Annotated in this window: 15 protein-coding genes; 10 read left to right on the forward strand and 5 right to left on the reverse strand. The window is 59.7% G+C overall.

Going from position 1 to position 18183, the window contains the following annotated elements:
• Positions 1-220 precede the first annotated feature (220 nt).
• The 7 genes from clpB to ACZ495_RS08440 all read left to right on the forward strand — a co-directional run bounded on the left by clpB (position 221) and on the right by ACZ495_RS08440 (position 9161).
• The gene (gene clpB, locus ACZ495_RS08410) at positions 221-2827 is read left to right on the forward strand and encodes an ATP-dependent chaperone ClpB (RefSeq protein WP_012624215.1); all 2607 of its coding nucleotides are present in this window, start codon (positions 221-223) and stop codon (positions 2825-2827) included.
• An 829-nt stretch (positions 2828-3656) separates the two neighbouring features.
• A complete protein-coding gene (locus tag ACZ495_RS08415) occupies positions 3657-4511 on the forward strand; it encodes a substrate-binding domain-containing protein (protein WP_296985661.1) in 855 nt (284 codons plus the stop codon).
• A complete protein-coding gene (locus ACZ495_RS08420; protein ID WP_464262047.1) occupies positions 4501-5277 on the forward strand; it encodes a 4Fe-4S binding protein in 777 nt (258 codons plus the stop codon). The genes ACZ495_RS08415 and ACZ495_RS08420 overlap by 11 nt, the downstream gene beginning before the upstream one ends.
• Positions 5274-6164, forward strand: a complete 891-nt coding sequence (gene nifB, locus ACZ495_RS08425; protein ID WP_464262048.1) for a nitrogenase cofactor biosynthesis protein NifB — start codon at positions 5274-5276, stop codon at positions 6162-6164. The genes ACZ495_RS08420 and nifB overlap by 4 nt, the downstream gene beginning before the upstream one ends.
• A gap of 123 nt (positions 6165-6287) precedes the next feature.
• A complete protein-coding gene (locus tag ACZ495_RS08430; RefSeq protein WP_394026283.1) occupies positions 6288-7382 on the forward strand; it encodes an ABC transporter substrate-binding protein in 1095 nt (364 codons plus the stop codon).
• 157 nt (positions 7383-7539) lie between these two features.
• Positions 7540-8373, forward strand: a complete 834-nt coding sequence (locus tag ACZ495_RS08435) for an ABC transporter permease (RefSeq protein WP_394026285.1) — start codon at positions 7540-7542, stop codon at positions 8371-8373.
• Complete coding sequence (locus ACZ495_RS08440; protein WP_464262049.1) at positions 8352-9161, forward strand: ABC transporter ATP-binding protein; 810 nt, start codon at positions 8352-8354, stop codon at positions 9159-9161. Before ACZ495_RS08435 ends, ACZ495_RS08440 begins: the two co-directional genes overlap by 22 nt.
• Before the next feature lie 322 nt (positions 9162-9483).
• On the opposite strand, the gene ACZ495_RS08445 is transcribed toward ACZ495_RS08440, so the two are convergent.
• The 5 genes from ACZ495_RS08445 to ACZ495_RS08465 all read right to left on the reverse strand — a co-directional run bounded on the left by ACZ495_RS08445 (position 9484) and on the right by ACZ495_RS08465 (position 14684).
• A complete protein-coding gene (locus ACZ495_RS08445; protein ID WP_072311677.1) occupies positions 9484-10116 on the reverse strand; it encodes a YkgJ family cysteine cluster protein in 633 nt (210 codons plus the stop codon).
• A gap of 41 nt (positions 10117-10157) precedes the next feature.
• Positions 10158-10967 carry a phosphate signaling complex protein PhoU gene (phoU, locus tag ACZ495_RS08450; RefSeq protein WP_464262050.1) on the reverse strand — a complete coding sequence of 270 codons (810 nt, stop codon included), beginning with the start codon at positions 10965-10967 and terminating at the stop codon, positions 10158-10160.
• Positions 10968-11159: 192 nt separating this feature from the next.
• Complete coding sequence (pstB, locus tag ACZ495_RS08455; protein WP_012624206.1) at positions 11160-11915, reverse strand: phosphate ABC transporter ATP-binding protein PstB; 756 nt, start codon at positions 11913-11915, stop codon at positions 11160-11162.
• A gap of 2 nt (positions 11916-11917) precedes the next feature.
• Positions 11918-13927, reverse strand: coding sequence for a sensor histidine kinase (locus ACZ495_RS08460; protein ID WP_012624205.1), 2010 nt, complete (start codon positions 13925-13927; stop codon positions 11918-11920).
• A gap of 79 nt (positions 13928-14006) precedes the next feature.
• Positions 14007-14684, reverse strand: a complete 678-nt coding sequence (locus tag ACZ495_RS08465; protein ID WP_072311676.1) for a response regulator — start codon at positions 14682-14684, stop codon at positions 14007-14009.
• Between the two features lie 393 nt (positions 14685-15077).
• On the opposite strand from ACZ495_RS08465, the gene ACZ495_RS08470 reads away from it, so the two are divergent.
• The 3 genes from ACZ495_RS08470 to pstA all read left to right on the forward strand — a co-directional run bounded on the left by ACZ495_RS08470 (position 15078) and on the right by pstA (position 17878).
• Positions 15078-15926, forward strand: a complete 849-nt coding sequence (locus ACZ495_RS08470; protein WP_464262051.1) for a phosphate ABC transporter substrate-binding protein — start codon at positions 15078-15080, stop codon at positions 15924-15926.
• A gap of 114 nt (positions 15927-16040) precedes the next feature.
• Positions 16041-16931, forward strand: a complete 891-nt coding sequence (gene pstC / locus ACZ495_RS08475; protein WP_012624202.1) for a phosphate ABC transporter permease subunit PstC — start codon at positions 16041-16043, stop codon at positions 16929-16931.
• Between the two features lie 128 nt (positions 16932-17059).
• On the forward strand, positions 17060-17878 hold the full coding sequence (gene pstA / locus ACZ495_RS08480) for a phosphate ABC transporter permease PstA (RefSeq protein ID WP_049757393.1): 819 nt from the start codon (positions 17060-17062) through the stop codon (positions 17876-17878).
• Positions 17879-18183: the final 305 nt, after the last annotated feature.

Below are 18183 nucleotides of genomic sequence, written 5' to 3' on the forward strand. Positions count from 1 at the left end.
GCTCAGCGGCGCGCAGAAAACCTGCCGCGCAAAACACGCCCGGCTGGTGGACAGACCCCGCAGGCACGATGGGCCGGAAAAACAGCCGCCCCACAGGCCAGAATGGTCACAGCGCGGGAGACCCGCAGGAAAAGACCCGGGCTGTTATAGCATTTCAAATAATAACGCCTTACGAATATTTTGCCGCCTGCAAGATGCGGCACTGTCTGGAGGACCCTTTATGGATATCAACAAATTTACGGAAAAAGCACGCGAAGCCGTCAGCGAAGCCCAAAGCCTCGCTGCGGGTATGGGACATCAGGAAACAGATGTCGAGCATCTGGCGCTGGCCCTGACACAGCAGGAAAACGGCATCGTGCCGCGCATTCTTGAACAGATGGGCGTACAGCCCCGCGCTCTTTCGGTGGCTCTTGAAGGCGCCGTGCGCAAGCGTCCTTCCGTGTCCGGCGGCGGTATCGATCCCACCAAGATCATGATCACCCAGCGCCTGGCCACAGTACTGAACGACGCCCAGAACGAAGCCAAGCGCATGAAGGACGAATACGTCAGCGTTGACCACCTGTTTGCCGCACTGACCGAAGTGCCGCCTTCCACGCCCCTTGGCGAAGTGTTTAAAGAGTACAAGATTACCCGCGCGTCCTTTGTGGCCGCCATGGAAGACATGCGCGGCGGCGCCCGCGTGACCAGCGCCAACCCCGAAGACACCTTCGAGGCCCTGACCAAGTACGCGCGCGACCTTGTGGAGGCGGCGCGCCAGGGCAAGATGGATCCGGTCATCGGCCGTGATGCGGAAATACGCCGCGTCATCCGCATTCTTTCGCGGCGTACCAAGAACAACCCCGTGCTCATCGGCGAGGCGGGCGTGGGCAAAACAGCCATCGTTGAGGGGCTTGCCTTCCGCATCGTCAAGGGTGACGTACCCGAAGGGCTGAAGGGCCGCAAACTCTTTGCCCTGGACATGGGTGCGCTTATCGCCGGGGCCAAATACCGCGGTGAATTTGAAGAGCGCCTCAAGGCAGTGCTCAATGAAGTGGAAAAGAGTGAAGGCCAGACGATTCTTTTTATTGACGAACTGCACACCATTGTGGGCGCGGGCAAAACCGAAGGCGCAATGGACGCGGGCAACCTGCTCAAACCCATGCTGGCGCGCGGCGAACTGCATTGCATCGGCGCGACCACTGTGGACGAGTACCGCAAGTATATCGAAAAAGACCCCGCGCTTGAACGCCGCTTTCAGCCCGTCATGGTGGAAGAACCCACGGTGGAGGACACCATCTCCATCCTGCGCGGCCTGAAAGAACGTTTTGAGGTGCATCATGGCGTGCGTATCAGCGACTCGGCCATTGTAGAGGCCGTGATGCTCTCGCACCGCTACATTACTGACCGCCAGCTGCCCGACAAGGCCATTGACCTTATAGACGAGGCCGCCGCCCTTATCCGCACCGAGATTGACTCTCTGCCCGCGGATCTTGACGAAGCGAACCGCAAGGTCATGCAGCTTGAAATCGAGCGTGAGGCCCTGCGGCGCGAAACCGATGCGGCCTCGCGTGAGCGGCTGGAAAAGCTTGAAAATGAACTGGCCGATCTGCGCATCGAGCAGGCCGACCTGCGCAAGCAGTGGGAAAGTGAAAAAGGCTCCATCAACCAGGTACGCGAAATCAAGGAGCAGATCGAGCAGACCAAGCTGGCCATCGAGCAGGCCGAACGCGCATACGACCTCAACAAGGCCGCCGAACTGAAATACTCAAAGCTGCTCGAGCTTGAAAAAAAACTGGCTGAAGCCGAAAATTCCGACGGTAGCGGCGCTGAAGGCCCCCGCCTGCTCAAGGAAGAAGTGCGGCCCGACGATGTGGCTGAAATTGTGGGCAAGTGGACAGGCATACCTGTCACCCGCCTGCTGGAGTCGGAACGAGAAAAGCTGCTGCGCCTGCCCGAACAGTTGCACCAGCGCGTAGTTGGCCAGGACGAAGCCGTTAATGCGGTATCTGATGCGGTGCTGCGCGCCCGTGCCGGGCTTTCCGACCCGGACAGGCCCACCGGCTCGTTTATTTTCCTCGGTCCCACGGGCGTGGGTAAAACAGAGCTTTCCAAGGCCCTGGCCGAGGCGCTCTTTGATACTGAAGACAACATGGTCCGCCTGGACATGAGCGAGTATATGGAAAAGCACTCCGTATCCCGCCTCATCGGCGCGCCTCCCGGATATGTGGGCTATGACGAGGGCGGCCAGCTTACCGAAGCCGTGCGGCGCAAGCCCTATTCCGTCATCCTTTTTGACGAAATAGAAAAAGCCCACCCGGACGTGTTCAACACGCTGCTGCAACTGCTGGATGACGGCCGCCTCACTGACAGCCAGGGGCGTACCGTGGACTTCCGCAACTGCATTGTCATCATGACGTCCAACATCGGCTCCATGCACCTTCTGGACGGTATTGAAGCGGATGGCGCCCTGAAAGAAGGCGCGCGCGAACGTGTCATGGAAGAACTGCGGGCGCATTTCAGGCCGGAATTCCTGAACCGCGTGGACGAAACCGTGGTCTTTCTGCCGCTCAGGCGCGACCAGATCAGCCGCATTGTGGATCTGCAACTGGCCCGCCTGCGCAGGCGCCTTGAAGACCGCAAGATCAGGCTCGACATGACCGATGCCGCCAGAAACTTCATCGGCGAGGCGGGTTATGACCCGGTTTACGGGGCACGGCCGCTCAAGCGCTATGTACAGCAGGCTGTGGAAACGCCGCTGGCGCGCCAGATTGTGGGCGGCAAGATACGCGACGGCCAGCGTGTGAACGTGGACGTCAAGGACGAGGCCCTCACCTTTACGGCTGAATAGCAAAACGCAGCTCCGGCTGCTGACAAGCATGCAATAAAACATCCCCCGGCGGTTGACCGCCCTGTCTTGCGGCAGGGGCGGCCAGCCGCCGGGGGATACGATTTATGCCCGGACAGCCGCCCAGGCGATATGCCTGAAGCCTTGTCCTCTGGGCAGGCCCGGTCCCTTCAGCACCAGCCAGAAATGCAGTATGCTGCACGCTGCGCACTTTGGCCCCTTCGCAGCGGCTGTTCAGCCATACGGCCAAAATGTACGCCTACTGGCAGGCCCATACGCGATGGCACAAAATTTTTTATCCAGACTGCGCCGGTCAATTCCGGCAGCGCGGCTAATGCCCCTTGCTGGAACATTTTTTTCACAGTAGCATACGCCAGACTCCCTGCCCGAAGCGCTCTGCCCTGTGACAGGATAACACCCCTGTTTTCTGAAATGAAAGTGAACAACCGACCCCATATGCCGCTTCTTTTCAGCCCCGCCCGCACCACGGCGGCGCTGTTTCTGCGGCATTATAGCATCGCAACCGGCGGAACCTGACGTACCGGCGCTGTGAGGCAGGTTGTCTCGCATCATCTTTCACGCAGGGCCTCCGGTTAGCCATATCTTTAGCCCTGCCTGACAGGGTGCGATAATCATCTTTCACAGCGCAAGTTTCGCATGTCCATGCGAAACTTTTTTTATTTTCCAGGCCGGAAAACATCTGCCGCCAACCGTACGGCAGCGGAAACAAGAGTGCGAACGCGGTTTTTCCATGAGTGTACAACTGTTCGCCTGCAAGCCCCTCACGGCTGCGGCAAGCCATCGGTTCCAACATATGTTTATGGAGACTGTTATGGATGTGAAAGAAAACGGACGTCGCAGTTTCATAAAATCGCTGGCCCTGGGGGCTGCCGGAGCTGCGGTCATCGCTCCCCGGGCTGCCGCCGCGGCAACAGGCGGCACGCTCCAGGTCTGGTCGTGCGGCGGTCTTGCCGAGGCCATGTGTCCGGCACATGAGGAGTACACCAGTCAATCCGGCGTCAATATCGTCTATACCGGCGCTTTTGCCGCAGCCCTCGGCAAATCCCTGCTCACGGGCAGCGGACACACCGAGGTTTTTGCCGGACGGGTGCTTGCCCTCGCGCAGAACCTGCGCAAGGCGGGGAAAATGCTCAGTTTTCGCCCCCTGTGCTTTACAAGCTACGTCATCGCCGTCCCCAGGGGCAATCCGGCCCGAATACAGGCTCTTGACGACCTCGCCCGCCCCGGCGTGCGCGTTGCCATGGCCAAAGACGCTTCCGCCCCCGGCGGCCAGGCGGTTATGGGGCTGCTCAAGGCATCTGGCCTCACACAGCAGGTACTGGCAAATGTGCCTGAGCAGGGAACCTGCGTGCAGCGTTCTGTAGAAAACGTCACCAGTGGCAATGCCGATGCAATGATCGTCGAGCGGCGCATATGCCGCATGCAGCGCTTTGCCGATCATCTGGACGTGGTCGAGATCCCGGAGAAATTTTTTCCTGCCGGGCCGTTGACCTTCACAGTGGGGCTTATGGCGGACGCTGCGGATAAAAACATGGCTGCCGCCTACATAGACTGGCTGACCGGGCCACAGGGCCAGGCCTTTTTTGAACATGCCGGGTTCATCCCCGCCCTTTCCAGTAAGGGCCAGGAAATGATCGAAAAGCTGGGGGTCAAAGATGTTGCATGAAATAGTCGCCAGGCCCAGCGTCAAACTGCGGATGCTGCATTGGTGTAACAGGGCGGCGCTTTTTGCCTCTACCCTCTTTATCGGTGAATGGGGGCTGTACGGCGCATTTCGCTGCCCCTTTGTCGTGCCGTTTGTCAGTTGCCAAAACTGCCCTGTCATAACCTGCCCCGGCCAGATGTCACGCCTGTTCTGGGGCTTCTGGGGAGTGTGGTTGGCTGTGGCCCTGTTTTTCGGCAGGGCATTTTGCGGCTGGCTGTGCCCCGGCAGCCTGGTCAACCGGGCGCTCGCCCTCAACCCCCTGCGCTTCAAGGCCAATCCGTCCGGCATAAGCAGCTATAAATGGACAAAATACCTCATGCTGGCTGCGGGTCTGACCATATGGTTCGTCATGGGGCAGCCCCGCGTAAACGTGCCGTTGCGGATTGGCGAATTCTGGCCGTCTGTATGGCTGACGTGGGAACACGCTTTTCCCATGTGGCAACTGCGCCTTGTGATCACGGTAGCGATATTGGCATTGGGCCTTGGCGTGCTCATGTGCTGGTGCCGCTTTGCCTGCCCCTTTGGCGCTGCCCTTGAGCTGGTGCGCCGGTTTTCCTTTTTCCGGTTTTATAAAACACAGGAATGCAACGATTGTGACCAGTGTAAGCGCGCCTGTCTCATGCGCACACGGCCTGATGAAGAAAACTGCACGAATTGCGGCGACTGCGTGGGATCATGCCCCAAGGACTGTATACGGTTCGGCATAAAACCGGGGAGCAAGGCATGACCATAGCCCAGGCCGACAGTGCGCGGCATCCCTGTTTCAATGCCGAGGCCCACCGCTCCTTCGGCAGGGCGCACCTGCCTGTAGCTGCGGGCTGCAATGTGCAGTGCGGATTTTGCGACCGCCGCTATTCCTGCGTCAACGAATCGCGCCCGGGCGTTACAGCCCGGCTGCTGGAGCCGGAAGAAGCCCTTGAGGCCGCCCTGCGTGCCGTAAAGCAGATGCCGCACCTGAGCGTCATCGGCATTGCCGGCCCCGGCGACCCCCTGGCAGACGCCAGGCGCACACTGCACACACTGGAAGCATTGCGCAAGGCACTGCCCCACATTCTGCTTTGTCTGTCCACCAATGGCCTTGCCCTGCCGCTGCATGCTGCGGCCCTGTCGTCTTTGGGGGTGGGGCATGTGACAGTTACCGTCAATGCGGTTGACCCGTCCATTGGCGCAGACATTTACACCTGGGTGAGCGATGGCGCGCGCAGGCTGACGGGAACAGACGCCACGGCCCTGCTGCTTGAACGGCAGGAAGAAGGAATACGCCGCCTCAAGGCAGCGGGGGTAACCGTAAAAATAAACTCCGTGGTTATCCCGGGCATCAACGACAGGCACGTGCAGGCTGTCGCCCAGGCGGTGTCTTCCTGGGGAGCAGACCTTATGAACTGCATTCCCCTGTTGCCTGTGCAGGGAACCCGGTTTGCCCGCACGCCTTCACCGGACCCGCAAATGATGCGCCGCCTGCGGGACGAGGCCGCCATACTCATCCCCCAGATGCGCCACTGCACACGCTGCCGCGCCGATGCGCTGGGCCTTCTTGGCGAAGAAGGACAACTGGAGGATGTCTGCCACGGGCCGCTGCCCGCACACCGGAAACTTCATGCCTGCGGTCAGTGAAACGCCGCAGGCTTTTAAAATCTTGCATCCACCCAGACCATACGCGGTATACGCGCAGACCTGCCCGGATGCACACGGTCAAGGTTGAATACCCTGCAACACCAGTAACCTGATGGAGACAGTATGCGAACCCTGTTCAGTAAAGTTCTTGCAGCTCTTTTTGTTCTTTCCCTGGCAGCCGCGAGCCACGCCGCAGAGTTGCCCCGACTGAAGGTGGGGTATATTTTTACCACAAACCACACGCCCCTCATGGCCGCGATGGATATGGGAGAAAAACTCACGGTCAACGGCATGTGGCTGCAGCCCGTGGTTCCCAAGGAAAAATACCAGTTGATGAAAGACGGTAAGCCCGTTGCCGTGCTGGACATTGTCGTCATCAAGAGTGGCTCTGAAACAGCCACCCTCTTTGCCCAGAAGCAGCTTGATATCGGCCTGGCTTCCATTACCGCCATCATGGCGGGCATCGACAAGCGCATTCCCATAAAAATCGTTTCCCCGCTGGTGCTTGCCAGCGGCGGCGTTGTGGTTTCCAATGCCGTCCCGGCCAAAACCTGGCCGGAGTTTGCCGCTTACATCAAATCCTCTTCCAAACCGGTAAGCATTGGCTACCATTCGCCCAGCAGCGCGCCCATCATCATTCTGGAAAGCGCGCTCAAGGCAGAGGGTATCAGCTATACAAGCAATCCCCTTGACCAAAAGGCGCAGGTGGTGCTGGTGGACCTGAAGGGCATGTCCAACCTTATTCCGGCGCTGAGCAGTAAACAGGTTGATGCCGTTGTCGGGCCGGAACCCTTCCCCCAAACTGCCGCAGGCAAAGGGGCCGGTTGCGATATCGGCATGCTGCGCGACCTTCCCCCTGCGGGACAGTGGTCGGACTATCCCTGCTGCGTTATCGCTGCCCGCGACGAAATCATTGCCGAGCACCCCGCCATTCTGCGCGACTTTGTAAGCCTGATGGCTGGCGTGGGCCAGTGGTGCAACGAAGACGCCCAGCGCGCCGGCATTGTCGGTTCCAAATGGATAGGCCTGCCGGAAGAAATCGGCAAAAATTCCAACCTGCGGTTTTTGCAGAGCTTTACTGATGGCTGGAAAGAAGGCGCCAACGGCTATTTGGGCGAGTTGAACAAAGCCGGTTACTTCAAGGGTGCGCTCAAAGACAAAAGCTTTGGCGAAGTAGAAAACATTCTTGTGGATCCGCAGTTTCTGAACGGCAAATAGCACGCTTACCGCCGGTTCCGGTCACTATTCGGGCCGGAACCGGCCCGCAGCACAATCCGGGCAAGGCCCGCATATATCCATTCCGCCGGTCACCTGCGGCACCTCGCGTGCCGGGCGGATCACCAAGACGCTGATCACTCGGGCGCAACTGGCATCAATGAAAAATATCAAAGCCTTTATTCTGCCTCTGGTTTTTCCTTTGTTGTTTCTGCTACTGTGGCACATTATGGCCCATGTGGTAAAGAATGACATCATTCTGCCTGGCATTCCGCAGGTATGGAGCCTCATGACCAGCCCGCAGGAAGACGTGATATCTATGGGGACCCTGCCCGCCAACACCCTCATAAGCCTGGCGCGCGTTTTTGCAGGCTATTTTATTGCCGCCGCGCTGGCCGTTCCCCTGGGAATTGTCATGGGCTACAAGCCCGGCGTGAACACGGCGCTCAGCACCTTTCTTGGCCTGTTCCGGTCCATCCCGCCGCTGGCCTGGGTTCCGCTGGTGCTTGCGTGGTTCGGCATGCTCAGCCTGGCCGACGTTTTTTCCGTCCCCATTGGCGCAGCCTATCCATATTTCCATAACATAAAAGTATCCATGATTTTTATCATCTTCATCGGCGGGTTTTATCCCATCCTGACCAGCGCCATACACGGCGTGGGCATGGTGCCGCAAACGCTTACCGATGCCGCACGGGTACTGGGAGCCGGGCAGATGGACATTTTCCGCAAGGTGCTGCTGCCTTACGCCGCGCCTTCCATTGTCAACGGCCTGCGCATCGGCCTCGGGGTATCGTGGATGTGCCTGGTTTCTGCGGAAATGCTGCCCGGCAGCCTTTCGGGCGTGGGTTATCTCATAACGCATGCCTACACCGTGGGCAGAACCGATGTGGTTATCGCGGGCATGATCAGCATCGGCGTTGTGGGCGCGCTACTGGACAGGCTGTTCAGATTTTATGAAGACAGGAAATTTGTATGGAAACGACTGACCAAATAGCAGCGCAGGCCGCCGGGCAGGCAGAAGCGGAAATTGCCATCCACAACGTATCCAAGGTGTTCAGCACCAAGAGCGGCCCTGTGGAGGCCTTGCGTAGCGTGTGCATGACCGTGCCGGCCTCGCACTTCATATGCCTGGTGGGGCCATCCGGCTGCGGCAAGTCAACGCTTTTACGCATGATGGCCGGGCTTACCCCGTGCGAGCGGGGCGAAATACGCTTTCGCGGCGCATTACAGCATGGCCCGTGCCGCCAGGTCGGCATGGTTTTTCAGGAATATTCTCTTTTTCCCTGGCTGAACGTCATTGACAATACGGGCATAGGCCTTGAATTTCACGGTATGGATAAAAACCAGCGCGAGCAGAAGGCCCGCCGCTATCTCGCCATGGTAGGCCTTGAAAGATTTGCCCTTGCCATGCCCCATGAGCTTTCGGGCGGCATGCGGCAACGCGTAGCCATTGCCCGGGCGCTGGCCAATGACCCCGATGTGCTGCTTATGGACGAACCTTTTGGCGCCATTGACGCCTTCACCCGCATTACCCTGCAAAAACGCCTGCTTGAAGTATGGGAACAGAGCCGTAAAACAATCGTCTTTGTCACCCACAGCGTTGACGAATCCGTCTATCTTGCCGATGAAATCATCGTTATGGGTACAAATCCTGGGCGCATTGTGGCCCGCTTTGATGTGGCTCTGCCACGCCCACGGCAGAGGGACGATCCCGCCTATGCACGCATGGTCGCCCATATTCTTGGCCTGCTTGAACAGCAAAATCTGACAGAAGACGGCTAGAAACTGACCACCGGAAACACAAGACCCGCGCGGCGGCAAACCGTGCGGGCCTTTGGCGTGTATAGGCCTTGCGCAGGCATTTTCATCCACCCTGCGAAGGCATTGGCATCTGGAGCAATCAACCTCGGGCTTTGGCAGAAAACGGGCTGCCTGTAGCTTGGTGCTTTCAGTCTGCCCACTGCTGCACGCCGTGCAGGCGGGCATGTCATCTACTGATGCTTCTTTCACAAAAACATTACAGTGAGGGGGAAAGTCAATATGTTTTTTATTTTTTGCTGCTCAAACGCGGTCGCCAAAAAATAACCGCACATTATCGGAGCCGTCAGGCCTGCGTAAAGCGCTCCCAGGGGATCGCCTGAATCACGGTGGTGATGGAGCGAAAAAAATTTCGCACTTCTTCTCTGGCAGGCTGCGACGGGGGCTGAGGCTCACGCCCGGCATACCAGGGCAGTGTGCGGGCAAGGGCCTCCAGCATGCGGTCATGACGCGGCGCAAGCACATCCTGCTGACGGTCGCGCGCGGCGTCTTCACCCGGAGCGCAGGGACGGTTGAAAACCATATACTGGCGGCAGGCAACGGGGCGCAGGGCGTACACCTGGCAGGCCCCATCCCACAGAAAGGGACACGGCAAAAGCACGTCCTCACTCCGCCCCCGGCAGGATGCAAGCCTGTGGCCCAGCAAGCGGCGCATCTCCGGCTTCATCCTGTGCCGCATATGCCAGTGCAGGGCCAGGGCTTCCAGCGGGCTGACGGGTATGGGCTGGCAACAGCACTGAAAACAACCCGCGCGGCACACCGTTGCACGCCCGTCGGCCAGCACGGCCTCGTTCACCCCCATATCCACAACAGCATAGGCGTCCAGCAACAGGGGCAGGCCGGGGTAAAGGCGTTCAAGCTGCCTGTCATTGTGCCTGTAGCGCAGGGCCTCGTCAGGCAGGGGATGGATCAGGGGCATGGCGCTTCCAGTACTGTTTTGCGGCCGGAACAGCCCGGCGCTCAACCATCATCGGTAAGCTTTTCCTTCTTGCCGCGCAACTGCTGTTTTGCCTCTGCCGACGTATCCTGGGCCTCCGCCGTCCTACGGGCATGAACGCCGGGCTGCGCTGCATCCACCACGGAGGCTGCCGCTTCTTCCCGTCCGTCACCCCTGTGCTTGAGGCTTTCGCCGCGGCTTATAAAGTACACATGCTCGGCAATATTGATGGACCGCCGCCAGATGCGCGTCAGTGAGCGCGTAACAAGAATGATATGCATGGCCACGTGCGGTTTGAGGCTGCAATGCGGATCAGAGAGGCATTCCATAATGCCCTGTATAATACGTACCTCGTTCTGCACGGCCTCGTCATCGCCCCGGCTCATGGCCAGCGCCCCCTGGGCGTCATTTTCGCGGAAGACCCGCACAGCGCTTTCAAAGGCATCGCACGCGCCCTCATACAGTTCTCGCACGTGAGATATGATGCTGAAACCCGGCATGTTCTGCATGAGAATGGCCTGCTCGGACATGCTTACGGCTTCGTCACCGATGCGTTCCAGATCCACCACCATGCGCAATGATGTCACCACAAAACGCAGATCTCCGGCCACAGGCTGCGAACGAGCCAGCAGGCGCAACGCCATTTCGTCAATCTCGTTTTCCAGGGCGTCGATGGCCGCATCGCTTTCAATAACCGCGGCGGCCCTGCCGGGATCGTTGGCCGCAAGCGCTTTGCCCGCTTCTTCCAGCGCAATGCCCACGCTGGCGCACATGACCAGCAGACGGGTACGCAAAGTTACAAGCAGTTGCTGCAGATAGTTGGCCTGTTGCATGGTGCTCTCCTGAAAAATGCGATGGAATGGGTAAAAATCGCCTGGCGGTCCCAGAGCAGATTCGCTTTAGGAATATACACTTTCAAAAGTTACGGGCTACGGCGTTTAACAGCGCACACAAGCTGCGTTTGCGCCTCCACGGCGAGCGCCTGCCCGCGCAACCACCAGAGCATTTTCAAGGATGAAAATACTCTAGCCGAAACGGCCTGTAATATAGTCTTCCGTCTGTTTTTTTCCGGGCCGTGTAAACATGATGTCCGTGGCATTATGCTCGACAAGCTCGCCCATATAGAAAAAGGCCGTTGTGTCGGACACGCGGGCGGCCTGCTGCATATTGTGGGTGACAATAATGATGGACAGTGATTCACGCAGCTCGCGTATGCTTTCTTCAATCTTTTGTGTGGCTATGGGGTCCAGAGCGCTGGCGGGTTCGTCCATCAGCAGCACTTCCGGCTCCACGGCCAGGGCGCGGGCAATGCACAGGCGCTGCTGCTGCCCGCCGGAAAGCCCCAGGGCCGGAGCCTGAAGACGGTCTTTCACTTCGTCAAAAATGGCGGCCCGCCGCAGTGAAAATTCCACTTTTTCTGCAATCAGGCTTTCGTCCCGCAGACCGTTGACGCGCAGACCGTAGGCAACATTTTCATAAATTGTTTTGGGAAACGGGTTGGGCTTCTGAAAGACCATACCCACCCGGCAACGCAGGGAAACCACATCTGTATCCGGGCGGTTCACATCGTTGCCGTCCAGCAGGATTTCTCCTTCCACGCGCGCGCCGGGCACAAGGTCGTTCATGCGGTTCAGGCAGCGTAAAAAAGTGGACTTGCCACAGCCGGATGGACCGATGAGGGCCGTAACCCGGCACGGCTCAAAGTCCAGGCTGACCTCATGCAGGGCCTTGTGCTGCCCGTAGTAAACGCTGACGTTGCGTGCCTGCAGGTATTCCTTCATGACTATGCTGCTCCGTGGGCGGAAGTGAGAGTAAAAACAAGGGCCGTGCTGCCGTCCGTGGCGGGGCTTTCCGCCCGGATACTGCCGCCGTGCCGCTCAATGATATGCTTGCAGATGGCAAGCCCAAGGCCGGTGCTGGCTTGCCCCCGGTGGCGCTCTACCTGATAGAAGCGCTCGAATATCCGTTCCAGGTCCTGCCGGGGTATACCCGGGCCGTCGTCGGCAATGCGAAAGGCCACACTGTCGCCCACCTGACGCGCCGTCACGCGGATGCTGCCGCCCTCGGGCGCGTAGCGCCCTGCATTTTCCAGAAGATTACGGAAAACCTGCGTCAAATGGGGCAGGCTTGCCATCACCCGGCAGTCTGCGGAAAGGTGCGACTCGACCCGGCAGCGGCGATGCTCCAGCACTTCGCGGCACATGCCCGTTGCCTGGGCCAGAGCCTCCCGCGGGTCTGTGGGAGCAAGCTCAAGGCTGCCGCTCTTGCCCTCAAGGCGGGCCAGCGTCAGCAGGTCATCAACCATGCGTGAAAGGCAGGCTCCGTTTTTAAGGATTATTTCACCAAAGCGGCGGCATTCCGGTGGCCCGTCAAGACTGGTGAGGGTTTCGGCATACCCCTGTATGGCCGTGAGCGGCGTGCGCAGTTCGTGCGACACGTTGGCAACAAAATCGCGCCGTACACGTTCAAGCCGCATGAGTTCCGTTATGTCGTGGAATACGGCCACGGCACCCACCTGCCCTCCACCCGCCATCTCCGCCGCAGGCGGCAGGGAAATGCAGACCGACATGGCCTGGCCCGAAGGCAGCTCAAGGTGCAAATAGCGCTGTACGCGCCCGCCTTCCGCAGTAAAAGCTTCGTCGTGAGCAGGAATTTTGTCGTTTTCCGCCTCCGCGCCATGCGTGGCCGGCCCTGCGGAGCCGATGGAGGTCGGGAACGATGCCAAGGCCTGGTCTTGGGCCACCGGGGCAGAGACAGAAACCGCAGCAGCGGAAGAACCAGAGCTTGCCTCGTCATCCTGCTGAACGGTAATATGCCGTGCCGCGGCAGTCAGGACCGCCGCCCGCTGACGGGCTTCGGCATGGGCTTCGGCTTCGGCCATAAGTTCGTCCACGGCGTTTTGCAGGGGGGGTGAGGGGATGACCTCCACCACCTGGGCGCCCAGGGCCGATGCAGCAGCAGGAAATTCGCGCACCAGCGCCCTGTTGCAGCGACGGATACGCCCGCGCGGCCCAAGTACCAGCACACCGTCACTCATAGTGTCCAGTATGCTTTCAAGCTGGGCGGTCTGTTCCGCCGCAGTGCGCACGTGTTCCTCAATGTTTTCGGCCATGCGGTTCACGGCATCGGCCAGGGGGGCAAACTCGCAACCGGGGATGCGCCGCAGGCGGCGCTGAAAATTGCCCAGTGAAATGCCCTCCACCACAGACACCATCTGTCGCAAAGAGCGGCGCAGCGCCCCGGAAAGTAGCCCGGCCAGAATCAGGGAAAGGATAACGGTGATCACGCCGATCTGCGTGAATACGGCAAGGCGGCTGTCGATAATCTGCCTGAGGCTCGCCAGGGGCACAGAAACGCGCAGGATATCGCCATTTTGCAGAACCACAGCGGCATAGGCCAGATCTTTGCCCAATGTGCCGCTGGGACGGATGGCAAAACCCGGCGCCCCCCTCATGGCCTCGCGCACTTCGGGCCTGTCGGCATGGTTGTCCAGCCTGGTCACGGGCTGCGCATCCGGCGCGGTATCGCCAAGCACATGCCCCTGCGGATCCAGCAGCGAAAGGCGCTCTTCTGGCATATCAAGAACAGCAGCCAGACGCGTCAGCCCGGCGGTGTGATCGCCAAGGCCATCCAGAATGACTCCGGCCAGCGCTGTTTCGCGCACAAGGCGTTCTCGCGCCGCCTCAAGCTGCACCTTTTCAAACCAGGCCTTGCCGTAAAATACGGCCACACCAATGGAAACCAGGGCCACGGCCAGCATGCCGCCAAAAATTCTGGTTCTGAATGAAAGCATATCTTCCGCCAATGCGGCTGTGCCGCCGTATCTGCCCGGACACGTCACAGGCCGGCAAGCCTGCCCGTGATCCAGGCGGCTATTCCTTTATCCTGTAGCCTACCCCGCGCACGGTCTCCAGCATGGAGGCCGCATGCCCCAGCTTGGCGCGCAGGCGGCGCACGTGGGTATCCACCGTGCGGGCATATCCTTCAAAGGAATAGCCCCATACCTTGTTGAGCAGCTGCTCACGCGTGCGCACCGACCCGGCATGGCGCAGCAGGTCTTCCAGCAGGCGAAACTCCGTGGCTGTCAACTGCAGTTCTTCGCCGTGCGCTTCCGCCGTATGGGCATCGGGGCGCAGGCGTATGCCGTGGCGCTCCAGCACCGGGCTTTCGCCGCTGCGCGTCCCGCGCCGCAGCACTGCCCGGATGCGCAGCATAAGCTCACGCACGCTGAAAGGTTTGACCACATAATCGTCCGCGCCAAGGCTCAGGCCCACCACGCGGTCCATTTCTTCGCCTCTGGCCGTCAGCATAAGCACGGGGATATGGGCGGTTTCAGCCTGCGCCCCCAAAAGGCGGCAGACCTCGAACCCGTCCGGGCCGGGCATCATGACATCCAGCAGCATGAGGTCCGGCAGATGCTGGCGGGCCAGCCTGAGCGCCTCGTTGCCATCCGCCGCCTCCAGAACGCTGAAGCCCTCACGCTCGAGATTAAAGCGCAAAAGCTCGCGAATGTCGGCTTCATCTTCAACTATCAATATCTGTTGGCTCATAGTGCACACCTCTGTGACGCAGCCCGAGTAAACCGCCTCTTTGCGCCAATGTGATGGTAGCTCTGTTACAATTTCGTGACATGGCGAACCGCCTGAAAAAGCATGCCTCACAGGCCGTGGCAAATCAATTGATGCCTTTTCCGGAAATGCTCCGGTGCACGCCACGCACGCCGGACAACGACTTTCCGTAAAAACCGGCCCCCACACCGCACATGCAGCCCCAAAGAGCCGGATGCCGCGTGGAGGCAGCACGGCCGGAACGGCCCGGCCTCCTTTCACGCAGTCTTCGTGTATCCGTCATCATTCTGTAACAGAGGCGGGCCAAAAGAAAGACACGGCAAAAAGATGCCGCGGGTGAAATGTTCTCACCATAGATAAAACCAGGAGAAACTCATGTCTTTTGATTGCAAAAAACGCGTTTCCCGTTACAGCGGCAGGCTCGCGGCCTGCGCTCTGGCCGTGCTTTGCTGGAGCGCTTCGGCCTTCGCCGCCCAGCAGGTCATCATCAACGGCTCCACCACCGTGCTGCCCGTGGTGCAAAAAGCCGGAGAAGCCTTCATGGCCTCTCATCCCGGCACGGAGCTGAGCATTTCCGGCGGCGGTTCCGGCAACGGCATCAAGGCTCTCATTGAAAAGCAGTGCGATGTAGCCATGAGCTCGCGCGACATCAAGGACAAGGAAAAGGACGCCGCCGCCAAAAACGGCATTACGCCCCTGCGCACGGCCATCGCTATTGACGCCATTGTGCCTGTGGTCCACCCGGCCAACAAGGTGGGCGCTCTTACCCTTGCGCAGCTGCGCGACATCTACACAGGAAAAGTCACCAACTGGAAGGATCTTGGCGGCGAAGACGCCCAGATTGTAGCCATCTCGCGCGACACTTCTTCCGGAACGTTTGAATCCTGGGAAGAACTTGTCATGAACAAGGAGCGCGTCAGCCCCAGAGCGCTCATGCAGGCTTCCAACGGATCCGTGGTGCAGACTGTAAGCAAAAACAAAAACGCCATCGGCTATGTAGGCCTGGGCTATGTGGACAAGTCCACCAGGCCTGTGACGGTTGACGGCGTAAGCCCCAGCGCAGAGACCGCCATTTCAAAGCAGTGGCCCATCGCGCGTGAACTGTACATTTTCACCAACGGTGCACCCCAGGGCGCGGTGAAAGAGTTTGTGGAATATCTGGTGGCCCCCGACAAGGGACAAAAGGATGTGCTCGCCGTGGGCTACGTACCCCTGAGCAAATAGGCGCCAGAAGAAAAATCCTTGCAGGGCGCGGGCAGGACGGATACCGCAAACCGGCCTGCCCCGCCTGTGCGGCACAGTGCAATGGACGCAGCCAACGCGTCAGGAGAACGGCCCATGCGTTCCGCAGACCTGAAAGAAAAACTGGTTCGCTACATACTCACCGGCATGGCGGGCAGCTCGCTGCTGGCCCTGGCCGGCATTGTCATATTTCTGTTTATGGAGGGCCTGCCACTCTTTGCACACTATCCGGTCATGGATTTCCTTTTCGGCCGCTTGTGGTATCCCACTGAAGATCCCGGCCTGTTCGGCATTTTTCCCCTGCTGGCGGCCTCGCTGGCGGTGACGTTTTTTTCCTCGCTGCTGGCAGTGCCGCTGGGCGTACTCACCGCCGTATACCTTACGGAAATTGCCCACCCTGCCGTGCGCCGTGTCATCAAGCCCTTTGTGGAACTGCTGGCAGCCCTGCCCTCGGTGGTGCTGGGCTTTCTGGGCATGGTTGTGCTGGCCCCCTTCCTACAGGACTATCTGGGCGCGGCCACAGGGCTGAACCTGCTTAATGCCTCGGTGGTGCTGGCCTTCATGAGCGTGCCTACCATCTGCTCTGTTTCTGAAGACGCCCTGTACAGCGTGCCACGCGACCTGCGCGAAGCTTCGCTAGCGCTCGGGGCCACGCGCTGGCAAACCACGGTGCGCGTTGTCATTCCGGCGGCGCTTTCGGGCATCGGCACCGCTGTCATGCTCGGCATGTCGCGAGCCATCGGGGAAACAATGGTGGTGCTTATGGTGGCGGGCGGCGCAGGCATCATCCCCACGTCACTGCTTGACCCCGTGCGGCCCATGCCTGCGTCCATCGCGGCAGAAATGGCCGAGGCCCCCTTTCGCAGCGACCATTATCACGCGCTTTTCGCCATCGGCATCGTACTTTTTCTGCTTACCCTGGCCTTTAACATGCTGGCGGCCCATATCGCCGAAAAACACCGTCAGGCCGGGACCTCGAGCCTGTAACAACGCCAACGGAATCTGGAAAGAACATGTCACAGCCCATATGGCCCGGCCAGACCGGCCCCCTGAACACACCGCAGAAACGCTTTACACCCACAAGCGGCAAGGCGCGCGGCCGCGCGCAAAACATCATGTTTATTTTTCTGCGGGGCGTAGCCGCCTGCAACGTGCTGGCCCTTGTGGCCGTGTGCGGCTTTCTGCTCTATCACGGCCTGCCCGCCCTCAGCTGGGAATTCATAAGCCAGTCCCCCCGAAGCATGATGACCGAAGGGGGCATACTGCCTTGCATTATCGGCACGGCCATCCTTTCGCTGGGGGCATTGCTGCTGGCCTTTCCTCTGGGCGTGGCCTCGGCCGTTTACCTGCATGAATACGCCAAACGCAATGCCTTCGCGCGCTATGTGCGCCTGGGGGTAAACAATCTGGCCGGGGTTCCTTCCGTAGTTTTCGGCCTTTTCGGCCTGTCATTTTTTGTGACTTTCTGCGGGTTAGGGGTCAGCATCCTCTCCGGCGTGCTCACCCTTGCCGTGCTTACCTTGCCCGTGATCATCGGCACGGCCGAGGAAGCCCTGCGCAACGTGCCGGATACCTACCGCGAAGCCTCGCTGGCCCTGGGGGCCACCAAATCGCAGACCATCAGCCGCGTAGTGCTGCCCTGCGCCCTGCCCGGCATGCTTACAGGGGCCATCCTTGGCGTGGCGCGCGCCGCCGGCGAAACAGCGGCCATCATGTTTACGGCGGCTGTTTTTTATACGCCCAAGACTCCGGACTCCATCTTCAGTTCCGTCATGGCCCTGCCCTATCACATGTATGTGCTGGCAACCGCCGGAACGGAAATAGAAAAAACCCGCCCCCTGCAATACGGGACCGGGCTTGTACTGCTGCTTCTGGTACTGGGCATGAACCTGGTGGCCATACTGCTGCGTGATCACTTGCAGCGCAAACGCTGATTTTTCCCTGCTTTTGGCTCTTCCTGCCGCCTTTCCGGCGCTCCCTCCTGACTCCGCCGTCCGTCACCAGTGTGGCGGGCGGCGTTTTTCACATCGGCAGGCAAGCCGTGCAGCGCGTTTGAGGCGTGCCGGACTGGCAGACTGACGTTTTGCAGCACAGAAGGACAGCGTAGGCACAGGCCAGATCTGCTTCTTGCACAGGCAACAACAGTTGCAGCCTTAAATGCTCCCATTGCTTTCGCCGGAACCGTAGGGCGGCGGGCAGCAGGCGGACCACAAAAAATATCTGTCAGGCGCGATACGCC

It is taken from the genome of Desulfovibrio sp. GTC20076, assembly GCF_055385905.1.

Coding starts and splice junctions, on each gene's coding strand:
- ACZ495_RS08465 (WP_072311676.1), bottom strand. CDS start 14,684: ATGAGCCAACAGATATTGATAGTTGAAGATGAAGCCGACATTCGCGAG.
- nifB (WP_464262048.1), top strand. CDS start 5,274: ATGACCATAGCCCAGGCCGACAGTGCGCGGCATCCCTGTTTCAATGCC.
- pstA (WP_049757393.1), top strand. CDS start 17,060: ATGTTTATTTTTCTGCGGGGCGTAGCCGCCTGCAACGTGCTGGCCCTT.
- clpB (WP_012624215.1), top strand. CDS start 221: ATGGATATCAACAAATTTACGGAAAAAGCACGCGAAGCCGTCAGCGAA.
- pstC (WP_012624202.1), top strand. CDS start 16,041: ATGCGTTCCGCAGACCTGAAAGAAAAACTGGTTCGCTACATACTCACC.
- pstB (WP_012624206.1), bottom strand. CDS start 11,915: ATGAAGGAATACCTGCAGGCACGCAACGTCAGCGTTTACTACGGGCAG.
- phoU (WP_464262050.1), bottom strand. CDS start 10,967: ATGCAACAGGCCAACTATCTGCAGCAACTGCTTGTAACTTTGCGTACC.
- ACZ495_RS08470 (WP_464262051.1), top strand. CDS start 15,078: ATGTCTTTTGATTGCAAAAAACGCGTTTCCCGTTACAGCGGCAGGCTC.
- ACZ495_RS08435 (WP_394026285.1), top strand. CDS start 7,540: ATGAAAAATATCAAAGCCTTTATTCTGCCTCTGGTTTTTCCTTTGTTG.
- ACZ495_RS08420 (WP_464262047.1), top strand. CDS start 4,501: ATGTTGCATGAAATAGTCGCCAGGCCCAGCGTCAAACTGCGGATGCTG.
- ACZ495_RS08430 (WP_394026283.1), top strand. CDS start 6,288: ATGCGAACCCTGTTCAGTAAAGTTCTTGCAGCTCTTTTTGTTCTTTCC.
- ACZ495_RS08445 (WP_072311677.1), bottom strand. CDS start 10,116: ATGCCCCTGATCCATCCCCTGCCTGACGAGGCCCTGCGCTACAGGCAC.
- ACZ495_RS08440 (WP_464262049.1), top strand. CDS start 8,352: ATGGAAACGACTGACCAAATAGCAGCGCAGGCCGCCGGGCAGGCAGAA.
- ACZ495_RS08415 (WP_296985661.1), top strand. CDS start 3,657: ATGGATGTGAAAGAAAACGGACGTCGCAGTTTCATAAAATCGCTGGCC.
- ACZ495_RS08460 (WP_012624205.1), bottom strand. CDS start 13,927: ATGCTTTCATTCAGAACCAGAATTTTTGGCGGCATGCTGGCCGTGGCC.